Source organism: Streptococcus urinalis 2285-97 (assembly GCF_000188055.2).
Classification (GTDB): Bacteria; Bacillota; Bacilli; order Lactobacillales; family Streptococcaceae; genus Streptococcus; species Streptococcus urinalis.
This window is the reverse complement of sequence record NZ_AEUZ02000001.1, coordinates 1,348,390-1,367,763: the sequence shown is the minus strand read 5'-3', so window position 1 is coordinate 1,367,763 and position 19,374 is coordinate 1,348,390. Positions and strand designations below refer to the sequence as shown.

Below are 19,374 nucleotides of genomic sequence, written 5' to 3'. Positions count from 1 at the left end.
AATTTCACTAGTAATTATATTTTTATTAAGAAAGTATGGTGTCATGTTAAAAAAAATAAAGAATTCAAAATATACTGTCTTTATAGGAAAAGTGATCTTATTTTATGTTATTTTTCTATTATTACTGTACTTTTTTGGCTATGCTGGTCATGGACAAGCGACATTTATCTATAATGAGTTTTAAAGGAGAATCATATGATTGCAGATATGATTGCAACCATTGAAGGGTTTGCAAAAACACAACCACAATTTCCAGTTTATCACTGCCTAGGAGTAGAGCAAACCTATGCTGATTTAAAACGTGATTCTGATGCTATTGCAAATTATATTGATAGTTTAGGTTTAAAATACAAAAGTCCCGTTTTAGTTTTTGGAGCTCAAACCTACGATATGTTGGCGACATTTGTAGCCCTCACAAAATCTGGTCATGCTTATATTCCAGTTGATGTTCATACGGCACCTGAACGTCTAAAAAATATTATTGCTATTGCGCAACCAAGTTTAGTAATCTTGATTGAAGACATTGATTTTGATTTTGGACAAACCAAAACAGTTACCATAACTGAAATAAATAATGCTAAAAAAGCTGCACTAACTTATAACATAGATCACTCTGTTGTCGGTGATGATACTTACTATATTATCTTTACGTCTGGGACGACTGGTATGCCAAAAGGGGTTCAAATCTCTCATGATAATTTACTAAGTTTCACAAATTGGATGATAGAGGATAAAGAATTTAATATACCAAGTCAACCACAAATGCTTGCACAGCCACCATATTCATTTGATTTATCAGTTATGTACTGGGCTCCTACATTAGCACTTGGTGGAACTTTGTTTGCACTACCTAAAGAATTAGTTTCAGATTTTAGAGTATTGTTTACTAAAATTGCTGAATTACCCATTGGGATTTGGACCTCAACGCCGTCATTTGCCGAACTTGCCATGTTGAGTGATGATTTTTGTCAAGAAAAAATGCCTCAATTAAGTCATTTTTACTTTGATGGTGAAGAATTAACCAATTCAACTGCTCGTAAATTATTTGACCGTTTTCCAGATGTGACTATCGTTAATGCTTATGGACCAACGGAAGCTACAGTGGCATTATCTGCTGTATCTATTACAAAAGAAATGCTTGAAACTTATAAACGCTTACCAATAGGCTATCCAAAATCTGATTCTCCAACCTTTATTATTGATGAGAATGGTAATGAACTATCAAATGGCCAACAAGGAGAAGTCATAGTTACTGGTCCAGCAGTTTCAAAGGGGTATATTAATAATCCTGAAAAAACAAAAGAAGCATTTTTCCAGTTTAATGGAAAACCAGCTTATCACACTGGTGATCTTGGTTCATTTAATAATGATGGCTTACTTCTATATGGCGGACGTTTAGACTTTCAAATTAAATATGGTGGCTATCGGATTGAACTAGAAGATGTTTCACAGCATTTAAACCACTCTCCATATGTAGAATCAGCTGTTGCAGTACCAAGATACAATAAAGAACACAAGGTTCAAAATCTATTAGCCTACATTGTTTTAAAACCGGGTGTAGGTGATCAGTTTGATCGAGAATTGGATCTGACTAAAGCAATTAAAGAATCTGTTAAAGATACCATGATGTCATATATGATGCCATCTAAGTTTATTTATCGTGATAGTCTACCATTGACACCAAATGGTAAAATTGATATTAAATCTCTCATAAATGAGGTTAATCAAAAATGATATCATTTTTTAATCATATTCCTTACTTGGAACCCTATGGTAATCCTATCTATTTTGTCTATTTAGTAATTGCTATCTTACCCATCTTCATTGGATTATTCTATAAAAAGAGATTTGTGGTTTATGAAACGGTAGTCAGTTTATTATTTATTTTATTTATGTTCGGTGGTAATAAGTATCCACAATTGTTTGCTTTTTTACTTTACTTAATTTGGCAAACTATTTGTGTTATGTGCTATCAAATTTACCGTCGAAACGCGAATCAGTCTAGTATCTTTTATTTAACAACAATACTAACCATTGTACCTTTAGTCATTGTAAAATTCACACCCTTGTTATCAAGAGGTGAATCAATAAGTCTCTTTAGTTTTTTAGGTATTTCTTATCTGACATTTAAAAGTGTTGGTATGATTATTGAACTAAGAGATGGGACTTTAAGTAATGTGAGTCTGTTCTCATTTGTTCGGTTTATGATTTTTTTACCCACTTTTTCAAGTGGACCGATAGATCGCTATAGAAGATTTGAAGAAGATTATCACCATATTCCAGAAAGAGATGAACTTTTGAATATGCTTGAGAAAGCTGTTAAATATATTATGTTAGGCTTTCTCTATAAACATATTATTTCCTATTGTTTAGGAACTTTATTATTACCAAATATTGAAATGAAAGCCATTGCTATTGGTGGTCTCTTTAACAAAGAAACACTCTTGGTAATGTATTGTTATGGTTTCAATTTATTTTTTGACTTTGCTGGGTACTCTATGTTTGCTATTGCCATTTCTTACTTGATGGGAATAAAAACACCTGAAAACTTTAATATGCCATTCTTGTCATCTAGTTTAAAAGAATTTTGGAATAGATGGCATATGAGTCTATCATTTTGGTTTAGAGATTTTGTTTTTATGAGACTTGTTCATTTGTTAATAAAAAAGAAGGTCTTTAAAAATAGAAACACGACTTCAAGTGTTGCTTACTTAGCTAATATGCTTTTAATGGGATTTTGGCATGGTTTAACATGGTATTATATTGTTTATGGTTTATTTCATGGTTTGGGATTGGTAATTAATGATGCTTGGCTACGGAAGAAAAAAGAAATCAACCGTAATCGGAAAAAGAAAGAATTACCACCATTATTTGAAGGAAAAGTGTACCACTATTTTGCAATATTTGTAACATTTCATGTTGTCATGTTTTCGTTACTTATATTCTCAGGATTTTTAAACCATTTATGGTTTAAGCGTTATTAATGAAAAGAGGAATGTTTATGTCTACAGAAGAAACCATTATTGAATTATTTGATCGTCTTTTTATGGAAGATGTTTCTGACATTAAAGATGAAGATTTATTTGATGCAGGTGTATTAGATAGTTTAGGAACGGTTGAATTAATCGTGGAATTGGAAAATACATTTAATATTAAAGTACCTATTTCAGAGTTTGGTCGAGAAGATTGGAATACAGTTAACAAAATTGTTGAAGGGGTAGAGGAACTCAAAAATGCTTAAACGATTGTGGCATATTTTAGGCCCGATTTTGATAGCTTTTCTACTAGTTGTAGTAACAATATTAAATTTCTCACCTAAAATAAAGCACAATTTACGTCAAGAAAAAGAGGATGCTGTGGCTCTGACCAATACCTCATTCAAAAATGGCGTTTTAAAAAGGCAAGCTTTATCAGATTCCAAGCAGTATTTTGTCCCTTTTTTTGGATCAAGTGAATGGAATAGGATGGATAGTATGCATCCATCTGTTTTAGCTGAGAAATATCATAGATCATATAGACCATTTTTAATTGGCAAAAGAGGTACTGCAAATTTATCTCAGTTTTATGGAATGCAACAAATAAACCATGAATTGAAAAATAAAAAGGCAGTTTACGTGATATCTCCACAATGGTTCACACCTCAAGGGACAATGCCAGGTGCTGTTCAACAGTACCTTTCAAATTCACAATTAATCTCATTTTTATTACATGCCGATAAAGGAAAAGTGAGCCGGTACGCTGCAAATCGTATTATGAAAGTTAATCCAGGGGTTTCTTATCAATCCTTATTAAAAAAAGTTGCGAATGGTCAGCGCTTGAATTCATGGGATAAACTAGTATTAAAGTTTAATTACCAATTAAACTTAAGAGAAGAATCCATGTTTCGTCATTTAGGTAAATCTAAGAACTATGAATTGCGCATTAAACCTAGAGTATTAGGTTTACCAAGACAATTTTCTTATGACCGCTTAGGACAACTAGCGACAAAACGAGGAGCAGTAGCAACTTCAAATAATCGATTTCATATTAGTAATGGTTTCTACAAAAATAGGATTGCTCCAGAATTAAGACGATTACGGAACTTTCAAGCTAATGATAATTATGTAAAATCACCTGAGTATAATGATTTACAGCTAGCATTATCTCAATTAGCTAAAAATAATACGAATGTGATGTTTATTATACCTCCAGTCAACGATAGATGGGCAAAATTTACCGGACTAAGTCAGAGTAGATATCAACAAGCAGTTGCAAAAATCAAATACCAATTAGAATCTCAAGGATTTACAAATATTGCCGATTTCTCAAAAGATGGTGGAAATCCTTACTTTATGCAAGATACTATTCATATGGGATGGAATGGCTGGCTAGCCTTTGATAAAGCTGTACAACCTTTCTTAGAAACTAATCAAAACAAACCCCAGTACCATATCAATAATGATTTTTTATCAAAAACTTGGGCAAATGCTAATTATAATACTGTTCAAAACTGTTCAAAAATAAAATTTGCACCCACAAATGGGGTGCTTTTAAATAAAAAAAGCTTGCAAACAAGCTTTTTTTTATTTAACTGATCCACCAGTGATTCCTTCAACATAATATTTTTGCATAAACATGAATAGAATAGTAATAGGAATGGCAATAAGGACGGAACCAGCAGTGAATGCCATAAACCAATCGTTAATAGTATCTGGTTGTAACATTGAAAATAGGCCAATTGCAACTGTGTATTTGCTTGTCGCATCACCTAAAATGACTTGTGCAAAGATAAAGTCCACCCAAGGTCCCATAAAGGCAAGAAGAGCAGTATAGACGATAATTGGTTTTGATAGTGGTAACGTTATCTTAAAGAAAATATCCATTCGTGTAGCGCCATCAATCATTGCAGATTCATCTAAAGAATAGGGGATAGTATCAAAGAATCCTTTAGCGATATAAAATCCAAGTGCCGCACCAGCTGAATAAACAAGTACCAAAGCAGTTAATGTTTGTGTTAAACCTAATGCTTTTAGAATATAATAAACAGCAATCATACTCATGAAACCAGGGAACATATTTAGAACAAGTGCTAGTTTTAAAAAGCGATTACGAAACTTAAATTTAATTCGACTTAATGAATAAGCCATTGCAACAGTAATAAATGTTGAAATAATACATGTAAAAGTAGCTACAATAAAAGTATTTAAGAACCATTGTCCGAATGGGAAAGAATGATTTGTAAATAATTTGGTGTAGTTGTCTAGAGTGAATGTCTTAGGAATGAAATAATTGACATATGCAGTACCTTCACCACGGAAGCTTGTCAAGATAACCCAAGCTATTGGAAAAAGCCAAATTACAGACAACACAATCAGAAGAGTATAGACAAAACCAAGTTGTAAACGTTTTTTGTTTTTCATTATTTTGCAGCTCCTTCCTTGTATGATGCTGTACGAGTATAGGCTAATAAACTAAAGATAGCTGAAACAGCGAAGATAAGAATACCAATGACTGATGCAAGATTGTAGTCAGCAGCAGTAAGTGTTAATTTATACAACCAAGTTACCAATAGGTCAGTTGTTCCTGCTTGATAATAGTGAGAATTAGTAGGACCACCACCTGTAAGTAGGTAAATAACATTGAAGTTATTGATATTTCCAATAAATTGTTGGATTAGATTTGGTGTCATAATCAATAAAATTTGAGGGAAAGTGATTGATTTGAAAACTTGGAATTTACTTGCGCCATCAATTTCTGCAGCTTCAATTTGCTCACTTGGTAGATTCATAATGATACCAGTAGCTACAAGCATTGTGAATGGGATACCAATCCACATATTGACAAAAATAATTGAGAATTTTGCCCAAAGTGGGTCTGATAAGAATGGCATTGGATGATGTAATAATCCAGTTTTCATTAAGAGTGCATTTACAGGACCTTCATCATTAAGCAAGTTTCTCATAATTAATAATGAGATAAACTGTGGTACAGCAATTGTAATAACAAAAATAGTACGCCATAATTTTTTTAATTTTAAACCTTTGGTATTAATTAGCAATGCTAAGACAATACCAAAGAAAAAGGTTGTAGCTGTTGCAAATATTGCCCAAATCAGTGTCCAGGAGAAAACTGGAAAGAAAGTTCCAGCCATACGACCACTAAAAATATTAGTAAAGTTTTTCAATCCGACCCAATCAAAAAGTGACTTAGGTGGTAGATGGTTATGATCAAAGCTCGTGAAGGCTATACAAATCATATAAACTAAAGGTAGTATAGTAAATAAAAGAACACCAATTAAAGGAACAGCCATGAGTGTCATATGAAAACGGCCATTAGTTAATGTCATGAAATCTTCCTTAAAAGTTGGAATTTTTTCACCATTTTCTTTGAGCTCATATAGATGCCGAGCACTTTTTAGATTACACCAATAAATGTAAGCAAAAACTAAACAAAAAATGATAGATGCTAAGCCAAAAATAAGCATCAACATTGAATTGTCACCATCAACAGCGACTTGAATAGTGATACCATCGACTTTTTTATTGACCATACCTTGTGTATGGGTACCAAGTGTGATTAGTCCATGCAATGATGGGATAACTTGAGTAACAAAGGCAATGAGAAAGATAATTTCACTAGCTAAAAAAAGAAAACCTTTTGTAAATTGCTTATTGGCGAAGTTTGCGAACCCCATAATGAGAGCTGATAATTTAATGTCCATACCACCTTTTTTAAAAGCTTCTGGTACAGTGACTTGTTGAGTCATAAATAATCCCCTTTTTATATAAATTCGATGAGAGCTATATGTTACGTAAATTTTTAGTAACATAAGAACTTAAGTAACACAGAGCCACTTCTAAAATAAGTGGGAGTGCCCTAACCCAAATCATTTTTGATGATAGAGCTAAGTTCACTCCCAGTAAATGAGTACATATAAGACTACTAATTTCTTATCAATGATTTTAAGAAATTATTTTGCTTCTGCAATATCCTTATCAAATTGTTTTAATTTAGAGAGATAGTCAGATTCTTTTATTTTACCATTGTAAGCATCACTTAAGATAGCAGCACTTTCTGTCCAGAATGTTCCCATTTGACTAAGTTTTGGCATAACAACTGTATAGTCTGAAGAAGAACCCATTTTAATAACTGTTTTTGCGAGTTCATTAGATTGAACATCACTTGAAGATTGGACTTCTTTATTGGCAGGAACGATGTTACGTGTTTTGAATTGGTTCTTTTGACTGTCAGCATTTGTTAAGTATGAAGCTAATTTGTAGCTAGCAGCAATACGTTTTGTATTCCCTTTTGCAGGAGCTTGGTTAACGGCATATAATTTTACACCTAAGAATGCTTTTTGTTGAACACTTTCACCACCAATAGTGATTTTTGGATATACCGCAACACCTAAGTTGTCTTTACCAACAGCTTTTTCAGCAGCTGAGTAGTCCCAAGGACCTGATTCAAATGAAGCAACTGACCCATCGCCAAATTTAGACATTACATTGTTGGCATCTAAGCTAACGAATCCTTTATTATTTTTTTGATCTGCAATCCATTTAAGAACCGCAACGCCTTTATCATTACCCCAGTTAGTTCCTTTTGCGTCTTCACCGTCTTTACCAAAAAGAGTATCACCAACTGATAAGAATAATGGACCAGTAGCGTAAGCATTAGCTTGTTTAAATGTTCCACCAAATGTTGATTTTGATGTAATTGTCTCATATGTTGCTAAGTCTTCAGCAGATAATTTTGATTTATTATAGTAAAGAACTTGAGATTCAATACCAAATGGGAATCCATAAGTTTTACCTTTGTATTGAGCACCAAGAACAGCTTGTTCTGTATCATTGGCTTTAATTTCTTTTGTAAATTTTGAAGGAACTTCTTGGATCGTACCAGATTCTACTAATTGACCTAATTGATCATGTGGTAGAGAGAAAACATCAGCAGCAGTTGAAGCATCTTTTTTAATTTTTTCTTGTGCTTTTGGATCTTCAGATTCAACTATTTTTACTTTATAACCAGAATCTTTTTCAAATTTCTTAACTGTTTTTTTGTAAGACGATTTGGCACCTGTTGGTACCCAAAGTTTAATCGTTTTAGAAGATGATGATTCTGCTTTGACTTGTTCAGATCCATAAGTGACTAAAAGCGTACTAGCAAGGACTACACTTGCACTGCTAGCGATAAATTTTTGCCATGATTTCATAGCTAATTTCCTCCTAAGTTGTATTACTTACAACTATATTATGCAATCGCTTGCAGAAAATGTCAAGCTTTTTTTAAAAAAAAGAAAATTTTATTTAAAGTTGGCAAATAAAAGGAGAAGCTGTATAATGAAAAAAACACATAAAAATAGAAAAAACTAGGTAATTAGATGGTAACCATTAAAGATGTTGCGGCAAGAGCTGGCGTGAATCCGTCAACTGTTAGTCGGGTATTAAAAGATAATCATTCTATCTCTCAAAAAACAAAAGAAACTGTTCGAAAAGCAATGGAAGAATTAGGCTATGTTCCTAATGCTGCTGCGCAAATGCTTGCAAGCGGATTAACTCATAATATTGGAATTGTCTTTCCACCTATTATCTTTTCGGACCGTTTAAGTGAACCTTTTTTTATGGAAATTTTATCTACCATTACTGATGAAGCTAAAAAGCAAGATTTTACAGTATCTATCGCCACTGGTATGTCACTTCAAGATTTAGAAGATCAGGTAAAGTTAATGTATCGGCAAAAACGTGTTGATGGCTTTATCATATTATATTCCGATCAAAAAGATCCGGTTAGGCAGTATCTCATGTCTAACGAGATTCCTTTTGTCATTGTAGGTGCACCTGAAGGTGATGAAAATAAAATTACCTATATTGATAATGATAATCAACTAATGGCTAAAACAGCAGTGGATTTTCTCTACGAAAAAGGTCATCATCGTATTTTATTTATTACAGATGATTTAAATTCTGAGGTGGCCTCAGAAAGGTATATTGGCTATTTAAAAGGAACGCTGAAATTAGGCTTAGAGAGTATGCCAATGTTACTTTTTGATCGAAAAGATCCTATTTTAATTGAAGAATTACTTCAAACAATACAAGAAACTAAAGCAACGGCACTCATTGTGATTGGTGATGTTATATCCGTTAGGATAATGCAATTACTATCCTTCTACCAATTAAAAGTTCCAGGTGACATCTCAATCATTACTTTTAATAATTCCACTTACTCAAAACTAATTCATCCCTATTTAACGACTTTTGATATCAATGTTGATAATCTTGGTAGAACAAGTTTTAGTCGATTAATTGAAATTATCAAAAAGCCAAAAGAAAGTCTCAATCAAAAAATCTTTGTCCCATTTACCTTGAAAGAAAGAGAAAGTGTCAGAGATATTAATCATGCTGAATAGAAAGTCTAGAAAAATCTAGTCTTTCTATTTTTTTGGAAAAATGATTGACTTACGCAAGCGGTTGCGTTATAATTTCTTCAGATATTTGAAATTTAAGGAGTGTATGATGGAAAAACGTGCAAGTGGTATCTTGATGCACATCAGTTCTTTGCCTGGTCAATTTGGAATTGGAACTTTTGGGAAAGAAGCCTATCAATTTGTTGATTTTTTAAAGGAAACAAAACAGTCTTATTGGCAAATTTTGCCTTTATCACCCACTAGTTATGGAGATTCTCCTTATCAATCTTTTTCTGCTGTAGCTGGAAATACTCATTTTATTGATTTTGATTTGCTAGTTAAGGATGGTTTATTAGTGAAAAGTGACTTTCAAGATGTTGATTTTGGTAGTGATATTGAAAGTGTCGATTATGAATTGATATTTGAAGCAAGAAGACCTATTCTTGAGAAGGCTGTCTCAAACTTTTTGACTATTGCTAAAAATAGAACCTTACTTGAAGCTTTTGAAGAAGAAGCAACTTGGTTAGCTGATTATGCTGAATTTATGGCATTTAAAGAATTTTTTGGCAATAAATCCTTGCAAGAATGGGATGATTTAAATCTTGTTAATCGCTCAGAGCTTGCATTGGCCACTTATCGTCAAAAATTAAAAAAAGAAATCACTTATCACAAAGTCGTTCAATATTTCTTTAACAAGCAATGGTTGGCTTTAAAGACTTATGCAAATGAAAATGGTATTGAAATCATCGGAGATATGCCAATATATGTGTCAGCGGATAGTGTTGAAGTTTGGACCATGCCAGAATTGTTTAAAGTTGATGAAAATAAAAACCCATTATTTGTAGCAGGTGTTCCTGCAGATGATTTTAGTGATACAGGACAGCTTTGGGGTAATCCAATCTATGATTGGCAAAACCACAAAGAAAGTAACTACCAATGGTGGGTTTACCGTATCAAAGAAAGTTTCAAACTTTATGATATCTTGAGAATTGATCACTTCAAAGGCTTCTCAGACTTTTGGGAAGTTGCAGGAGATGCTGAGATAGCAAAAGTTGGACAGTGGCTACCTGGACCAGGTTATGAACTTTTTAAAGTTATTAAAGAAGAACTAGGTGATTTACCAATAATTGCTGAGGATTTAGGAAATATTGATGAAAAAGCAAGACAACTTTTATATGATACTGGATTTCCAGGAATGAAAGTGCTCCAATTTGGTTACTTTGATGTCAAAGCTAAGAGTATTGATATTGCTTTTAGATGTGTTCCAAATAGTGTAGCTTATCTTGGAACACATGATAATGAAGTTATTAATGGTTGGTATAATAATCTTGACAAAGAACAACAGGATTTTGTCAATAATTATACTAATAGACGAAAAGACCAAGCTATAAATCAAGTTATGTTGAAATTATTATTTTCAACAGCAAGTAACACAGCTATAATCTCAATGCAAGACCTCCTTGATAAACCAGAAGAAAGCCGCATGAACAGACCATCTACAGTTGGTGGTAATTGGCAGTGGCGCATGCTTTCAGAAGATATTTCAAGTGAAACAAAATCATTTTTAAAAGAGATTACAGCACTATATGGTAGAATTGCAACAGAAAATAAATAGGAAAACAAGAAAGAGGAAATCATGTCAACCTTTACAACATTTGCTGAAACAAAACTAGGTAAAACATTAAAAGAGGCAAGTAATGAAGAAATTTATCTTTCATTATTAGATTTTGTAAAAGAAGAAGCAAGTCATAAAGAAAAAAATACTGCTAAACGTAAAGTTTATTATATTTCTGCTGAATTTTTAATAGGAAAATTATTATCAAATAATCTTATTAATTTGGGTATTTACAAAGACATCAAAAAAGAACTTGAAGAGGCAGGAAAATCCATTTCTGAAATTGAAGATGTTGAATTAGAACCATCTTTAGGTAATGGTGGCTTGGGCCGTCTCGCATCTTGTTTCATTGATTCAATGTCAACTTTAGGAATTAATGGTGAAGGCGTTGGCTTAAATTACCACTGTGGGTTATTTAAACAAGTTTTTAAAAATAATCAACAAGATGCTGAACCAAACTATTGGATTGAATCAGATTCTTGGTTAGTACCAACTGATATTTCGTATGATGTTCCATTTAAAAACTTCATCTTAAAATCACGTCTAGATCGCATTGATGTCTTAGGCTATAACCGAAACACTAAAAATTATTTAAATCTTTTTGATATAGAAGGTGTTGATTATGGTCTTATTAAAGATGGTATTTCCTTTGATAAAACTGAAATCAAAAAGAATTTAACACTTTTCTTGTATCCTGATGATTCAGACCTTAATGGTGAATTGTTACGTATTTATCAACAGTATTTTATGGTTTCAAATGCTGCGCAATTACTGATTGACGAGGCAATTGAAAGAGGTTCAAACCTACATGATTTAGCTGAATATGCCTATGTTCAAATTAATGATACACATCCATCAATGGTTATTCCAGAATTGATTCGCTTATTGACTGAGAAACATACCATTTCCTTTGAAGAAGCAGTATCTATCGTGGAACAAATGATTGGTTACACTAATCATACGATCTTAGCGGAAGCACTAGAAAAATGGCCATTAGATTACTTGAATGAAGTTGTTCCACACTTAGTTCTCATTATTGAAAAATTAAATGAATTGATAAAAGCTAAGTATAACGATTCTCGTGTTCAAATCATTGATGAGTCTGGAAGAGTTCATATGGCTCATATGGATATTCACTTTGCAACAAGCGTCAATGGTGTAGCTGCTTTGCACACTGATATTTTGAAAAATAGTGAATTAAAGGCTTTTTATGACATTTACCCAGATAAATTTAATAATAAAACAAACGGAATTACTTTCCGTCGTTGGTTGGAATTTGCTAACCAAGATTTAGCAGATTATATTAAAGAATTGATTGGTGATGACTACTTAACCGATGCAACAAAATTGGAAAAATTATTAGCTTTTGCAGATGATCAATCCGTTCATCAACACTTATCAGCTATTAAGCATCAAAATAAATTAGCCTTAAAACGTTATTTGAAAGATAATAAGGGTATTGATCTAGATGAAAACTCAATTATTGATACACAAATCAAACGTTTCCATGAATACAAACGCCAACAAATGAATGCCTTGTATGTTATTCATAAATACCTTGATATTAAAAAAGGAAACTTACCAAAACGTAAAATTACTGTGATTTTTGGTGGTAAAGCAGCTCCGGCATATATCATTGCACAAGATATCATTCATCTTATTTTATGCTTATCTGAATTGATTAACAATGATCCACAAGTTAGCCCATACTTAAATGTTCATCTAGTTGAAAATTATAATGTGACAGTCGCTGAACACTTAATTCCTGCAACAGACATTTCAGAACAAATTTCTCTTGCTTCTAAGGAGGCATCTGGAACAGGTAATATGAAATTTATGCTAAATGGTGCTCTAACATTGGGAACAATGGATGGTGCTAACGTTGAAATTGCAGAACTTGCAGGACGATATAATATTTATACATTTGGTAAAGATTCTGATACCATTATCGATCTTTATGCAAATGGTTCATATGTCTCAAGAGATTATTATGAAAACAATGAACTTATAAAAGAAGCAGTTGACTTTATTGTTAGTGATGATTTGGTATCACTTGGAAATAAAGAACGTTTAGAACGTCTCTATCAAGAGTTAATTAATAAAGACTGGTTTATGACATTGATTGACCTTGATGAATACGTAGCTATAAAAGAACAAATGTTAGCAGACTATGAAGACCAAGAAAAATGGATGACTAAAGTCGTTAATAATATTGCAAAATCTGGCTTCTTCTCATCTGACCGTACTATTGAACAATATAATGATGAAATCTGGCATTCAAACTAACGAAAAGAAAACTTGATTAAATTTAATCAAGTTTTTTTATACAAAAAAGGTTGACATATGAATAAAAATACATTGATATTATTTTTATCAATAAAAAGGAATAATTATAAATATGAAAAAGAAAATAATATTGGCGGTATCTTTAGTTACATTAGTCACATTGTCAGCTTGTGGAAGTAAGAGTACAGATTTACAAGATAAAATAAAAGACAAAGGAAAAATAGTAGTTGCGGTTAGTCCAGACTATGCACCTTTTGAATTTAAAGCATTAGTTAATGGAAAAGATAAAATTGTGGGATCAGATATTGAACTTGCTCAAAATATTGCGGATGAGTTAGGTGTTAAATTAGAACTTTCTTCAATGAGTTTCAATAATGTCTTATCTAGTTTACAAACCAAAAAGTCAGATATTGCAATTTCAGGATTATCTTACACAAAAGAACGTGCAAAAGTTTATGATTTTTCAAAACCATACTATGAAACAGAAAATGCAGTTTTAATTCTAAAAAAAGATAGCGCAACTTATACCAATAAAGATAGCTTAAAAGGTAAGAAAGTAGCCGTCTTGAAAGGAACAATCGAAGAAACCTTATCAAAAGAACAATTTAAGGGAGCTAACATTGTTTCACTTACTAATATGGGCGAAGCAATAAATGAACTTAAGACTGGTCATGTTCAAGCAGTAGATTTGGAAGGACCAGTAGCTGAAGGCTATATTGCACAAAACAGTGATATTACTAAAGCTTCATTTCATTTAAAAGTAAGTGATGGGGATGCCAAAGCAATTGCAATCCCAAAAGGGAATAAAAAATTAAAGAAAAGTATAGATAAAGTTATTACAAAACTTAAAAAATCAGATAAGTATCAAACTTACATAAAAGATGCTGCTCAATTGACAGGTAAAGCAACAGAATAAAAAATGATTTTGCCTCTATTGATATTGACATTTTTAAAATAAAAAGGTATCCTATTATGGAACATGTAAAATGTTACAATATCTTGAGGAGGTGAAACACATGTCAAAAACAGTCGTACGTAAAAACGAATCTTTAGATGATGCACTTCGTCGTTTTAAACGTTCTGTGACTAAAGCTGGGACTCTTCAAGAATCACGTAAACGTGAATTCTACGAAAAACCTTCAGTAAAACGTAAACGCAAATCAGAAGCAGCTCGCAAACGTAAAAAATTCTAAAGACAAAAAAAGTATCCCGTGGGATACTTTTTATTATGACTAAAATGAAACATAATAAAAAAGGCCTAAGCCTTTTTTATTATTGTTTTGCAAGTAAATCACGAATTTCAGCAAGTAATTCTTCTTGAGTAGGAGCAGCAGTAACAACAACTTCTTCTTCAGTATCTTCTTCTTTTTCAGATTTCATTATTTTATTAGCAGCTTTAACCACGAAGAATAATGTAATACCGATAATTAGGAAGTTGATAATGGCACTTAAGAAACTACCATATTTAACACCATTCCAAGCTAGTTGTGAAATGTTTTCAACATTAGCGGCTTTTAAAGCTGGGTTTAAGAAAAGTGGTGTAATCACATCAGAAACAAGTGACGTAATGATAGCATTAAATGCAGCCCCCATAACAACCGCAACAGCAAGGTCTAAGACATTACCTTTAAACAAAAACTCTTTTAATTCTTTAATCATTAGAAGTCTCCTTAAATTTTTAATTTCTTAATAATTATAGATAAAATAAAGCAGAATAGCAATAATAAAGTCCTATATTTTTAAATTTACAAATAAATTCTCTAGTGATATAATAAAATGTAAAACTAAAATGGGTGTATTGTGGGGAGGTGGACTTTTGGCAATAGATAAAGAAACCATATCTCAAATCAAACAAAATGTTAATATTGTTGATGTTATTGGAGAGGTAGTGGATCTTTCAAAAGCTGGGAAACATTACCTTGGTTTGTGTCCGTTTCATAATGAAAAAACGCCGTCCTTCAATGTCATCGAAGATAAACAGTTTTATCATTGTTTTGGTTGTGGTAGGTCTGGTGATGTTTTCAAATTTATTGAAGAATATCGTCAAGTTCCTTTTTTAGAAAGTGTTCGAATTATTGCTAATAAAGCTGGGATGACAGCGGATATTCCAACTATAATTAGTCCTGTAAAAAAATCTAATCCAAATCAAAATCTTATAGACATCCATAAGGATGCTGCAAAATTTTATCAAGCGGTATTAACAACAACTAAAGAAGGACAAAAAGCTAAGCAATATTTGTATTCTAGAGGACTAACAGATGATGTCATTACTCATTTTGGTATAGGCTTATCTCCTAAAGAAAATGATTTTTTGTATCAAAGTCTATCTAAAAAGTATGATCAAACAGATCTTCTAAAATCTGGTTTGTTTAATTTGTCAGAACAATCTAATCAGATTTATGATGCTTTTAAAAATAGAATAATGTTCCCTTTAACAAATGATACTGGCGATGTTATTGCCTTTTCCGGTAGAATATGGACATTAGAAGACCAAGATGCTAAATTAGCAAAATATAAAAATTCAAGATCGACATCTATATTTAATAAGTCTTATGAGTTTTACCATCTGGATAGGGCAAAGCAAGTTGCTAGAAAGCAAAAAGAAATTTTTCTGATGGAAGGATTTATGGATGTTATTGCTGCTTATCGTTCTGGTATTGAGAATGCAGTTGCTTCTATGGGGACTGCTCTGACAGTTGAACATGTAAATCATCTCAGAAAAATTACAAATAAAGTTATCATAACTTATGACGGTGATAGTGCGGGGCAAAATGCCATTGCTAAAGCTATTGATATTTTAAAAGGATTAGATGTTGAGATTGTCAAAATTCCCAACAATATGGATCCAGATGAGTATATTCAAAAGAATTCAATTGAAGCCTTAGTTAGTTTATTGACACATTCAAGAATTAGTAGCACTGAGTTTTATATAGATTATTTTAAACCGGAAAATTTGGATAACTTACAAGCTGAAATTGCATATGTTGAAAAATTAAGTCCAATCATTGCTCAAACACCTTCAATAACAGCTCAAAATCTTTATATTTCAAAAGTAGCAGATTTATTACCTGATTTTGATTATTTGCAAGTTGAAAATGCTGTTAATCAAATAAGATTAAAGAATAGAAGTGAAAGACAAACTCAATTAAAACAAGAAAAAATAGTTGTTGAACTACCAAGAAATAACACTGTGACCGGCTTACTTAAAGCAGAGTTACAATTATTTCAAAGGTTATTGAATCATGAATTTCTTTTGAATGAATATCGAAATAAAGCTGATTTTTATTTTGATACCAAGGAATTACAGACTCTGTATTCCTTGCTAAAATCTAGTGGGGATATTACTGCTTATGATCTAGCTCAGTTTGATGATGACGTGAGACGTGTTTATTATCAATCAATGGAAGAAAATTTACCTGATGATATTCATAATGGAGAAATAGAAGAGATTGAACGGCGAATAGCTCACTATAAACAAGAACGTGATTTGAAAAACCAAGGAAAACAGGTGAGAGAGTCAAGTCATAATGGTGATGTTGATTTAGCCACGGAACTTTTAGAAAACCTTATTGCACAAAAACGAAAAATGGAATAGAGGAAATAATGGCAAAAGAAAAAGAAATTACGACTTTTAATGTACAAGTTGCAGAATTCATTCGCAATCATAAAAAAGAAGGAACTGCTATTGATAATGATGTCACTGAGAAATTAGTTATTCCATTTACTTTGGATGCTGATCAAATTGATGACTTACTTGAAAGACTTACGGATGGTGGTATTTCCATTACCGATAGTGAAGGAAATCCTTCTACCAAGTATGTTGTTGAAGGTCCAAAACCAGAAGAACTAACTGACGAAGAATTATTAGGTAGCAATTCAGCTAAAGTTAATGACCCAGTTAGAATGTATCTAAAAGAAATTGGTGTTGTTCCACTTTTGACAAACGAAGAAGAAAAAGAGTTAGCAGTAGCTGTTGCAGAAGGTGATTTAGAAGCTAAACAACGTTTAGCAGAAGCTAATCTTCGTTTAGTGGTTTCTATTGCTAAACGTTATGTGGGTCGTGGAATGCAATTTCTTGATTTGATTCAAGAAGGTAATATGGGCTTGATGAAGGCAGTTGATAAATTTGATTATTCAAAAGGTTTTAAGTTTTCTACATATGCAACATGGTGGATTCGTCAAGCAATCACACGCGCTATTGCTGACCAAGCAAGAACTATTCGTATTCCAGTTCATATGGTTGAAACAATCAATAAATTAGTCCGTGAACAACGTAATCTCCTTCAAGAGCTTGGACAAGATCCAACTCCAGAACAAATTGCTGAACGCATGGATATGACACCAGATAAGGTTCGTGAAATTTTAAAAATTGCTCAAGAACCTGTATCTCTTGAGACACCGATTGGTGAAGAAGATGATAGTCATTTAGGTGATTTTATTGAAGATGAAGTGATTGAAAATCCGGTAGACTACACAACACGTGTTGTTTTGCGTGAACAGCTAGATGAAGTTTTGGATACTCTTACTGATAGAGAAGAAAATGTGCTTCGTCTTAGATTTGGACTTGATGATGGGAAAATGCGTACATTAGAGGATGTAGGCAAAGTCTTTAATGTCACACGTGAACGTATTAGACAAATTGAAGCAAAAGCACTTCGTAAATTACGTCATCCAAGCCGAAGCAAACAACTTCGTGATTTTATTGAAGATTAATAAAGGAACTAATTGAGGAAAATCTAATGTCAGAAACAAAAACTTATTCTGAAGAAGAAGTAACAAAAATAAAAGATCGTATTTTAGAAGCTTTAGAAATGGTTATTGACCCAGAACTTGGTATTGATATTGTCAACTTAGGCCTCGTTTATGAAATTCATTTTAAAGATGATGGTCACACACAAATAGATATGACATTAACCACGATGGGTTGTCCGCTAGCGGATTTATTGACTGATCAAATTTATGATGTGATGCGAGATATTCCAGAAGTGACATCAACAGAGGTCAAATTAGTATGGTATCCAGCATGGACAGTTGATAAAATGAGTCGCTACGCTAGAATTGCATTGGGAATCCGTTAAGTAATTCAAAAGGGATGAAATATCCCTTTTTTTAGTGTACAATAGTAATGTTAAAAACGTCTGTAAGTTAATTTAATGCCTTTAGCGTTAATAATAAGAAGACAAAAAGGAGTATTTTGAGATGATACTAATCACAGGTAGTAATGGTCAATTAGGGACTGAACTTCGTTATCTTTTAGATGAAAGAAATGTTGATTATGTTGCTGTTGATGTAGCAGAAATGGACATTACCGATTCAAAAAAAGTAGATGAAGTTTTTGAACAAGTGAAACCAACACTTGTCTATCATTGTGCAGCTTATACTGCTGTTGATGCCGCAGAAGACGAAGGTAAAGAATTAGATTATGCCATAAACGTTGTTGGTACTGAAAATATTGCAAAAGCTGCAGCTAAGTATGATGCAACTTTAGTTTATATTTCAACCGATTATGTATTTGATGGTGAAAAACCTGTCGGACAAGAATGGTTGGAGACTGATACACCTGATCCTAAAACAGAATATGGTCGTACCAAACGTTTAGGTGAAGAAGCAGTTGAAAAATATGCTAAACAATTTTATATTATTAGAACTGCTTGGGTATTTGGTAATTATGGTAAAAATTTTGTTTTCACCATGCAAAACTTAGCCAAAACCCATTCAAAATTGACAGTTGTCAATGACCAACACGGAAGACCAACTTGGACACGTACTTTGGCTGAGTTCATGACTTATCTGACTGAAAATCAAAAAGAATATGGTTACTATCATCTTTCAAATGATGCTAGTGAAGATACAACTTGGTATGATTTTGCTGTGGAAATTTTAAAAGATACAGATGTTGAAGTTACACCTGTTGACTCTAGTCAATTCCCAGCAAAAGCAAAACGTCCACTTAATTCAACAATGAGTTTGGAAAAAACGAAAGCAACTGGATTTGTTATTCCTACTTGGCAAGAAGCTCTTGAGGAATTTTACAAACAAGGTCAAAAAAAATAAGTTAATAAGAAGGGCACAGGTCCTTCTTTTTTGCTGT

The 19,374-nt window shown here is 32.5% G+C and carries 18 protein-coding genes; 14 read left to right on the top strand and 4 right to left on the bottom strand.

Annotated features, from left to right (window positions below; all coding sequences use genetic code 11):
* The first annotated feature begins 43 nt into the window (after window positions 1-43).
* From STRUR_RS06955 to dltD, 5 genes are read left to right on the top strand one after another with little or no spacing between them, the layout of a single operon-like run.
* The gene (locus STRUR_RS06955; protein ID WP_006739578.1) at window positions 44-184 is read left to right on the top strand and encodes a teichoic acid D-Ala incorporation-associated protein DltX; all 141 of its coding nucleotides are present in this window, start codon (window positions 44-46) and stop codon (window positions 182-184) included.
* 11 nt (window positions 185-195) lie between these two features.
* Window positions 196-1,734, top strand: a complete 1,539-nt coding sequence (gene dltA / locus STRUR_RS06950) for a D-alanine--poly(phosphoribitol) ligase subunit DltA (RefSeq protein ID WP_006740027.1) — start codon at window positions 196-198, stop codon at window positions 1,732-1,734.
* Window positions 1,731-2,984 carry a D-alanyl-lipoteichoic acid biosynthesis protein DltB gene (gene dltB / locus STRUR_RS06945; protein ID WP_006738911.1) on the top strand — a complete coding sequence of 418 codons (1,254 nt, stop codon included), beginning with the start codon at window positions 1,731-1,733 and terminating at the stop codon, window positions 2,982-2,984. The genes dltA and dltB overlap by 4 nt, the downstream gene beginning before the upstream one ends.
* A gap of 17 nt (window positions 2,985-3,001) precedes the next feature.
* Entirely contained in the window at window positions 3,002-3,241 is a 240-nt protein-coding gene (gene dltC / locus STRUR_RS06940) for a D-alanine--poly(phosphoribitol) ligase subunit DltC (RefSeq protein WP_006739375.1), read from the top strand.
* A complete protein-coding gene (dltD, locus tag STRUR_RS06935; protein ID WP_006739518.1) occupies window positions 3,234-4,574 on the top strand; it encodes a D-alanyl-lipoteichoic acid biosynthesis protein DltD in 1,341 nt (446 codons plus the stop codon). Before dltC ends, dltD begins: the two co-directional genes overlap by 8 nt.
* Here the strand turns inward: dltD and STRUR_RS06930 are convergent.
* The 3 genes from STRUR_RS06930 to STRUR_RS06920 all read right to left on the bottom strand — a co-directional run bounded on the left by STRUR_RS06930 (window position 4,563) and on the right by STRUR_RS06920 (window position 8,191).
* Window positions 4,563-5,399, bottom strand: coding sequence for a sugar ABC transporter permease (locus STRUR_RS06930; RefSeq protein WP_006738995.1), 837 nt, complete (start codon window positions 5,397-5,399; stop codon window positions 4,563-4,565). The genes dltD and STRUR_RS06930 overlap by 12 nt on opposite strands.
* Complete coding sequence (locus tag STRUR_RS06925; protein ID WP_006740288.1) at window positions 5,399-6,745, bottom strand: carbohydrate ABC transporter permease; 1,347 nt, start codon at window positions 6,743-6,745, stop codon at window positions 5,399-5,401. Before STRUR_RS06925 ends, STRUR_RS06930 begins: the two co-directional genes overlap by 1 nt.
* Before the next feature lie 204 nt (window positions 6,746-6,949).
* Entirely contained in the window at window positions 6,950-8,191 is a 1,242-nt protein-coding gene (locus tag STRUR_RS06920; RefSeq protein WP_006738564.1) for an extracellular solute-binding protein, read from the bottom strand.
* Window positions 8,192-8,359: 168 nt separating this feature from the next.
* Here STRUR_RS06920 and STRUR_RS06915 point away from each other — a divergent pair, with 168 nt between their 5' ends.
* From STRUR_RS06915 to rpsU, 5 genes are all read left to right on the top strand, one after another.
* Window positions 8,360-9,385 carry a LacI family DNA-binding transcriptional regulator gene (locus STRUR_RS06915; RefSeq protein ID WP_006739335.1) on the top strand — a complete coding sequence of 342 codons (1,026 nt, stop codon included), beginning with the start codon at window positions 8,360-8,362 and terminating at the stop codon, window positions 9,383-9,385.
* A gap of 40 nt (window positions 9,386-9,425) precedes the next feature.
* Entirely contained in the window at window positions 9,426-10,997 is a 1,572-nt protein-coding gene (malQ, locus tag STRUR_RS06910) for a 4-alpha-glucanotransferase (protein WP_081479443.1), read from the top strand.
* A 21-nt stretch (window positions 10,998-11,018) separates the two neighbouring features.
* Window positions 11,019-13,283, top strand: a complete 2,265-nt coding sequence (gene glgP, locus STRUR_RS06905) for a glycogen/starch/alpha-glucan family phosphorylase (protein ID WP_006740475.1) — start codon at window positions 11,019-11,021, stop codon at window positions 13,281-13,283.
* A gap of 112 nt (window positions 13,284-13,395) precedes the next feature.
* Entirely contained in the window at window positions 13,396-14,199 is an 804-nt protein-coding gene (locus STRUR_RS06900) for a transporter substrate-binding domain-containing protein (RefSeq protein WP_006740570.1), read from the top strand.
* A 100-nt stretch (window positions 14,200-14,299) separates the two neighbouring features.
* On the top strand, window positions 14,300-14,476 hold the full coding sequence (rpsU, locus tag STRUR_RS06895) for a 30S ribosomal protein S21 (protein WP_000048058.1): 177 nt from the start codon (window positions 14,300-14,302) through the stop codon (window positions 14,474-14,476).
* Window positions 14,477-14,555: 79 nt separating this feature from the next.
* On the opposite strand, the gene mscL is transcribed toward rpsU, so the two are convergent.
* Window positions 14,556-14,942, bottom strand: coding sequence for a large conductance mechanosensitive channel protein MscL (gene mscL / locus STRUR_RS06890; RefSeq protein WP_006739394.1), 387 nt, complete (start codon window positions 14,940-14,942; stop codon window positions 14,556-14,558).
* A 130-nt stretch (window positions 14,943-15,072) separates the two neighbouring features.
* On the opposite strand from mscL, the gene dnaG reads away from it, so the two are divergent.
* From dnaG to rfbD, 4 genes are all read left to right on the top strand, one after another.
* Window positions 15,073-16,878 carry a DNA primase gene (gene dnaG, locus STRUR_RS06885; protein WP_006740569.1) on the top strand — a complete coding sequence of 602 codons (1,806 nt, stop codon included), beginning with the start codon at window positions 15,073-15,075 and terminating at the stop codon, window positions 16,876-16,878.
* Window positions 16,879-16,886: 8 nt separating this feature from the next.
* Complete coding sequence (gene rpoD, locus STRUR_RS06880) at window positions 16,887-17,996, top strand: RNA polymerase sigma factor RpoD (RefSeq protein ID WP_006740340.1); 1,110 nt, start codon at window positions 16,887-16,889, stop codon at window positions 17,994-17,996.
* Window positions 17,997-18,022: 26 nt separating this feature from the next.
* Window positions 18,023-18,361, top strand: a complete 339-nt coding sequence (locus tag STRUR_RS06875; protein ID WP_006740158.1) for a metal-sulfur cluster assembly factor — start codon at window positions 18,023-18,025, stop codon at window positions 18,359-18,361.
* 121 nt (window positions 18,362-18,482) lie between these two features.
* Window positions 18,483-19,337 carry a dTDP-4-dehydrorhamnose reductase gene (gene rfbD / locus STRUR_RS06870; RefSeq protein WP_006738718.1) on the top strand — a complete coding sequence of 285 codons (855 nt, stop codon included), beginning with the start codon at window positions 18,483-18,485 and terminating at the stop codon, window positions 19,335-19,337.
* Window positions 19,338-19,374 lie beyond the last annotated feature (37 nt).